The sequence below is a fragment of the Burkholderia sp. Tr-20355 genome (genome assembly GCF_017104685.1).
Lineage (GTDB): Bacteria > Pseudomonadota > Gammaproteobacteria > Burkholderiales > Burkholderiaceae > Burkholderia > Burkholderia seminalis.
Window position 1 is genome coordinate 1 of sequence record NZ_JAAGPK010000271.1, and the last position, 6,425, is coordinate 6,425.

Consider the following 6,425-nt stretch of genomic DNA (forward strand, 5'->3'; position numbering starts at 1 on the left):
CCGACGGGCGCGGTCGCGAGGCCGGCCTTGCCGGCCGTGTAGCCCATCACGGTCTGCAGCCACAGCGGGAAGATCACGACCGAGCCGAAGAACGCCATGAAGCCGAACGAGATGATCAGCGCACCGACGTCGATCCGGCCGGCCAGCGCCGCATCGGTATCGTGCGGATCGCCGACGAGCGTCACATCGATCTCGAGCCCCGTACTCAGGTAATGCAGGTTGATCGCCGCCGCCTGCAGCCCGCGCTGCGCGAGCGCGGCCTCGAGCCGTGCCGCGATCTCGCCGCGCGGCGGCAGCGCGAGCGCCGGACGGCGCGCCGCGTCGTTCTCCGGATCGACATGGATCAGCGCGTCGAGCACGCGCGGGTCGGACAGCACACGCGCACGCGCGGTTTCGGCAATGTAGTGCCCTTCGGATACGGAAATCTTCGGATCGACGAGGATGTGCGCGTCGACGAGCGCGGCATCGCCCATCTTGCGCGTGCGCAGGTCGTGCACGTCGCGTACGCCGGGCGTCGCCGCGAGCAGCGCGCGGATCTCGGCCGTATCGCCCATATCGAGCGCGCGGTCGGACAGGTCCTGCAGCGCGTCATAGCCGAACGTCCAGCCCATCCGCGCGACCATGAAGCCGACGATCGCGGCCGCGATCGGGTCGAGCAGCTTCACGCCGGCCAGGCTGCCGACGATGCCGATCGCGACGACCAGCGACGAGGCGGCATCCGAACGCGCATGCCATGCATTCGCGACGAGCATCGCCGAACGCACGCGCCGCGCCTCGCGCAGCATGTAGCGAAACAGCGCCTCTTTCGACACGAGTACCGTCAGCGCCACGACCAGCGCGGAAAAATGGACGGCGGGGATATTGTCGAGATTGACGAGGCGGTCGCCGGCGCGCCAGAGCATGCCGATCCCGACCGCGATCAGGATCGCGCCGAGAAACAATGATGCGACCGTCTCGTAGCGGCTATGACCGTAATTGTGGTCGGCATCGGGCGATGCGCCACTATGACGATTCGCAACCAGCACGACAAAATCCGAGATCAAATCGGATATCGAATGCACACCGTCGGCAATCAACGCCTGCGAATGCGCAATCGTACCGACGACGATCTGAAATGTGGCGAGCACCACATTCAGCACAATACTGACGAGCGTGCTCTTGCGCGCAACCGTGTGCTTATCTGCGCTCTGCGCGTCGCCGGAAAACGTGGACATGAAATATGAGATATCGGTGTGCGATACGCAATTCTATCAAACGCGCGTCGCGAACCCGCTCAATACCCGAAAATTTCTTATTCAAATCAATCGCTTATACGAACGTGTCGCATTTTCATTCACATGGCGATTATTACATTTTCATGACAATGTTTGCAGGGCGGCTGCGTCCGGAAACAAAAAAGCCGCGCTCCTGAACGGACACGCGGCTCTTTCGAAGCGCAGACGACTTAAACAAACGTTTAAATCGCAAACTGTTCGCGGTTCTTGCCTGCAATCCAGCGCGGCGGCTTGCCACGGCCCGACCACGTCGCGCCCGTTTCCGGATCGCGGTACTTCGCGGCCACGCCTGCGCGCGGACGGCCAACCTTGCCTGCCTTCGCGCGGCTGAGACCGAGTTCGGCGAGCGAAAAGCCGTAGTCGGCAATTTTCTGCTTCACGTCATTCAGCACTTCAGCGTATTCACGCGACTTCGCTTCTTCGATTTGCTTCTCCAGCTTCTCCCGCTGGGCCAGCAGGTCCTTGTAAGAAGACATAGTTTCCCTTTCTATCTGACTAATGGCGCCGGTCTGCAGCCAGCTCACCATTCATGAAATATATGTGCCTCGGATTTTCGAAGGCAGAGATTAGCACAAAAAAGATTTGATAGAAGCGAGATTCACGAAAATCCCGAGATCAATTGTAATTCGCGCATGTCATTTTGACCGGCCGCGGCCTTTTCTCAAATTTTTACGTCTCCGTACAGAGATTAGGACATTAGCGATTGCCTATTCGGACTATCAACATACGCAATTACCCTGTATTCGGGAAAATAGAAGCTTTCATCGGACGACAGCTTTGCGAAAACCACATGACGCGGTTTGCTAAACGGACAAATCACTGACCCGCGACGTCACGTCACACCGCGTGCGCATGCCGTCAGCCGGTCGCGCAGCGCGCCGAGATCGGCCGACGGCGCATCGAAGGGCGTACGCACCCGGCGGCCGTCGTATCGCCAGTCGGCGCCGTGGCAATCGACGCCGAGCAGGTCGAGCCCGTCGCGGCGCGCCTCGCCCGTCTCGTAGGCGTTCCACAGCGCCTGCTCGTCGTCGAACGCGAGCGGCGGCCGTGCATCGAGATGCGGGCCGTCGACCCAGCCCATCCGCCCGAAACCGCCGATATAGCGCAGCCGCTCGATCTCGAGCGCCCAGAACGCGAAATCGCCGAGTGCGAGATAGCGCGCGGCGTCCGGCTCGTAGCGCAGGTAGCGCGCGGCGACATGCGGATCGTCGCCGAGCGGCACGAACCGGCCGAGCAGCGTCGCACGCTCGGCGTTCAGCACGTCGCCATCCGGCGCGTCGACGACCAGGAAGCCCGCGCGCGGATCGGCGGCGAGATTGCGCGTGTGCTCGGCCAGGCCGCTGACGAGGATCACGGGCCGATGGCTTGCATCGGGTGCAAACGGGACGACCGTCGGATACGGGAAACCCTGTGGTTCGCGCGTATGAGTGGCGAGCGTGCCGAGCGCGCAACGGTGCAGCAAATGCAGCGCGAGGGCGGGATCGATGTTCAAGAGGACTCCTGCGGTCGAAGGGCGGCGCGTCGTTCATGCCGCATACGATTCGATGTTACCCGCCGGCGCGACGCGCCGCGCATCGACCGAATGACCAATGCGGCCCGGCCGTCCGATCGTCGGCCGAACGGCAGTGCCCGGCACGATCGTAAGCGGTTCGATAGAATCGGACGATTCCGACGGACGCCGCGTGCGTCCGCGCATTTCTCCTGGCGAGCCTTTCCGTGTCCGAATCCTCCTCCCCCGAATCGTCGTCCCCGTTCGCCGCGCCGCCCGACGCGCACCGCGTGCTGCCGCTGCCGGCCCGCCAGCGCGCGCGCACGGCGTCGATGGCGCTGTTCTTCGTCGCCGGCATGATGTACGCGTCCTGGGGCGTGCACGTGCCGACCGTGCGCGACAAGTTCGCGCTGAGCCCCGGCCTGCTGTCGATCGCGCTGTTCGCGGTCGCCGGCGGCTCGATCGCCGCGATGCTGACCATCGCGCGCTGGATCACCCGCGTCGGCTCGCGCACCGCGTGCCTCGCCGGCGGGCTCGTGATGTCCGCGTGCGCGGCGCTGATCCTCGTCGTGCCCGACTACTGGATGCTACTCGCGGTGCTCGCGCTGTTCGGCTTCTCGATGGCCACGCTCGACGTCGCGATGAACGCCGAGGCGAGCGCGGTCGAGATCGCGCTCGGCAAGCCGATCATGTCGTCGCTGCACGGGATGTTCAGCATCGGCGGGATGGCGGGCGCGGCCGCCGGCGGCGCGCTGCTGTCGGCGGGCATGGCGCCGGCCGTGCACCTCGCACTCGCGGCGGCCGTGAGCGCGGCGGTGCTCGTGGCCGCCAGCCCGGCCGTGCTGCCGCACGTGCCGCACCACGAACACGCGCACGGCGGCGGCAACCGCTGGCGCTCGCCCGCGTTGTGGATGCTCGGCGGCATCGCGCTGATCGCACTGGTCGCCGAAGGCGCGATGTACGACTGGGCGACGGTCTACATGCGCGACGTCGTCGCGGCGAGCCCCGCGCTCGCGAGCGCCGCGTATGCCGCGTTCTCGGGCGGGATGGCCGTCGCGCGCTTCGCGGGCGACGCCGTGCGTGCGCGCTTCGGCGCGCCGCAGCTCGTATTCGCGAGCGCGTCGCTCGCATGCGCGGGGATGATCGGTGCGCTGCTGCTGCCGAATCCGGCCGCGGTGCTGACCGGCTTCACGCTGATGGGCCTCGGCCTCGCGAACATGATGCCCGTGCTGTTCGCGGCCGCCGCGCGCGTGAAGGGCATCCACGCGGCCGAAGGGCTCGCGCACGTGGCGGGGCTCGCGTATTTCGGACTGCTGTTCGGTCCGGTCGTGATCGGTGCGGTCACGCAGGCCGCGAACCTGACGATCGGCCTGTCGGTCGTCGCGCTGTGCGCGGCACTCGTCGCGCTCGTCGCGCCGAGGGTGCTCGCCCATCTGAAGATCTGACGGTACGACGCACACCGCGCCGAACAGCCCAAAGAAAACCAAAAGAAAACGCGCATGCGTTGCCGCATGCGCGTTTTCACCCCTTCTGTTGACCGCTTGTCGCGTTACATCTTCACTTCGTCGAGCAGCGACTTCTTGCCGCCCTTGTAGTTGTACAGCGAGATCACGCCGTGCTGCAGGTCGCCCTTCGAGTCGAAGGTCGTCGTGCCGATCACGCCCGAGTAGTTCGTCGTCGGCATCGCCGCGAGGATCTTCGCCGGGTCCGTCGAGTTCGCGCGCTTCATCGCGTCGACGATGATGTACACGGCGTCATACGTGAACGGTGCGTAGATCTGGATCGGCTGGCCGAAGCGCTTCTCGTACTTCGCCTTGAACGCCGCGCCGCCCGCCATCTTCTCGAGCGAGGCACCGGCTTCCGAGCACACCACGTTGTCGGTCGCATCGCCGGCCAGGTCGGCCAGCTTTTCCGTGCACACGCCGTCGCCCGCGAAGATCTTCGCGCGCAGGCCGAGCTGCTTCGCTTGTTTCGCGAACGGGCCGCCGGTGGCGTCCATGCCGCCGTACATGATCGCGTCGGGGTTCTCGCCCTTGATCTTGGTCAGAATCGCGCGGAAGTCGACCGCCTTGTCGTTCGTCGCGTCATGCGACATCACCTTCAGGCCGAGCGCCTTCGCCTTCTTCTCGAACTCGTTCGCGAGACCCTGGCCGTATGCGGTCGAATCGTCGACCACCGCCACGCTCTTGATGCCCTTCGAGTGCGCGTAGTTCGCCAGTGCCGGGCCCTGTTGCGCATCGGTCGCGACCACGCGGTACGTGGTCTTGAAGCCTTGCTGCGTATAGGCCGGGTTGGTCGCCGACGGCGAGATCTGCACGATGCCCGCATCGCTGTAGATCTTCGAGGCCGGGATCGACGTACCCGAGTTCAGGTGGCCGACCACGGCGACGACCTTGTCGTCGACGAGCTTCTGCGCAACCTGCGTGGCCTGCCGCGGGTCGGCCGCGTCATCCTGCGGGTCGAGTTGCAGCGTGATCTTCTGGCCGCCGATCGTGAGACCCTTCGCGTTGATCTCCTCGACTGCGAGACGCGCACCGTTTTCGTTGTCCTTGCCCAGGTGTGCAATGCCGCCCGTCAACGGCGCGACGTGGCCGATCTTGACGACTTGATCGGCGGACGCGTTGCTTGCAGCTGCAGCGCACAGCATTGCTGCGGCGGTGATCGGCAACAGCTTTTGCATCTTGATATTCATGTAAGTCTCCAGTTCGGTCCCAATAAACGCCATCGCCCGGTGCCCCGCTGCCATCCCTGTGTTTGCAATCACTGGACGATTCGCCGGATGCATCGTTCATGCACTTGGCCTCAAGCACGTGAAAACAGCCGCTTTTAGCAGCCGCCCCCGTCCGTACTTGCGCGCAAGTGTAGGCGATCAAATTAATTTGTGGGACTTTTTTGGGGTAGTGGTAACACTACCGATATGCGCACTTTGGAAGGGTGACTCGAATATCGCCGCAAGCCCCGCCGGATAAGGGTTTCCGCTAATTTCCGGTAGCTTCCCGACAGATCGATTCAAAAGATTCCCGGGTCATTTCGATTCGGTATTTTGTGCCCGGGATCATTGAATGAAACGCGCGTGACAACACGCGCGCTTCGTCGTCCGGCATGAACCATTCAGGCGGCCGATGCGCGCCATTCGGCATCGAGCGCCGCGACGAGCTGCGACGTCGTCAGCGCATCGCCGCGGCGCCGCGCGAGCGGCGCGCCCTGTCCGGCCCACAGCGACAGGTAGTCGCCGTCGTTCGCGCGCGCGGCGGCCTGACGCAGCGGCTGCGTCAGCGCGTTCTGCACCGGGTACGGCGCGACGTCGGCCACGTGTGCGCCGAGCCGCGCCATCAGCGTGTTGCGCAACCCGCGCGCATGGCGGCCGGTGATCGCACGGGTGACCTGCGTCGACGTATCGGTGCTCGCGAGCAGGCGCGCCTTCCAGTCCGCCGCGATCGCGCTTTCCATGCAGGTGAGGAACGCGGTGCCGAGCTGGGCGCCCTGCGCGCCGAGCGCGAGCGCGGCCGCGATCCCGCGGCCGTCCATGATGCCGCCCGCGGCGAGCACGGGCAGGCCGGTCGCGTCGACGAGCTGCGGCACGAGCGCGAGCGTGCCGATCAGCGCATCGTCGGCGGAACCGATGAACGTGCCGCGATGGCCGCCCGCCTCGGCGCCCTGCG

The 6,425-nt window shown here is 65.3% G+C and carries 6 protein-coding genes; 1 reads left to right on the forward strand and 5 read right to left on the reverse strand.

Annotated elements, in window-relative coordinates:
* The 3 genes from G3N62_RS33765 to G3N62_RS33775 form a co-directional block, all read right to left on the reverse strand.
* Positions 1–1,214 (reverse strand): cation diffusion facilitator family transporter (locus tag G3N62_RS33765; protein ID WP_241013282.1); only part of this gene is annotated, 1,214 nt, incomplete at its 3' end.
* Between the two features lie 242 nt (positions 1,215–1,456).
* Entirely contained in the window at positions 1,457–1,750 is a 294-nt protein-coding gene (locus G3N62_RS33770; RefSeq protein ID WP_006491875.1) for an H-NS histone family protein, read from the reverse strand.
* Between the two features lie 356 nt (positions 1,751–2,106).
* Positions 2,107–2,766 (reverse strand): pyridoxamine 5'-phosphate oxidase family protein, encoded by a 660-nt coding sequence (locus G3N62_RS33775; protein ID WP_059559362.1) that lies wholly within the window; start codon positions 2,764–2,766, stop codon positions 2,107–2,109.
* 224 nt (positions 2,767–2,990) lie between these two features.
* On the opposite strand from G3N62_RS33775, the gene G3N62_RS33780 reads away from it, so the two are divergent.
* Positions 2,991–4,208 (forward strand): MFS transporter, encoded by a 1,218-nt coding sequence (locus G3N62_RS33780; protein ID WP_124671119.1) that lies wholly within the window; start codon positions 2,991–2,993, stop codon positions 4,206–4,208.
* A gap of 104 nt (positions 4,209–4,312) precedes the next feature.
* On the opposite strand, the gene G3N62_RS33785 is transcribed toward G3N62_RS33780, so the two are convergent.
* Entirely contained in the window at positions 4,313–5,455 is a 1,143-nt protein-coding gene (locus tag G3N62_RS33785) for a branched-chain amino acid ABC transporter substrate-binding protein (RefSeq protein WP_034188065.1), read from the reverse strand.
* A 419-nt stretch (positions 5,456–5,874) separates the two neighbouring features.
* The coding region (locus G3N62_RS33790; RefSeq protein ID WP_206141466.1) for a nitronate monooxygenase at positions 5,875–6,425 on the reverse strand (551 nt) is incomplete at its 5' end.

Bases quoted from the DNA above. Each gene is read 5' to 3' on its own strand.
- G3N62_RS33770 (WP_006491875.1), bottom strand. From the start codon at position 1,750: ATGTCTTCTTACAAGGACCTGCTGGCCCAGCGGGAGAAGCTGGAGAAG.
- G3N62_RS33785 (WP_034188065.1), bottom strand. From the start codon at position 5,455: ATGAATATCAAGATGCAAAAGCTGTTGCCGATCACCGCCGCAGCAATG.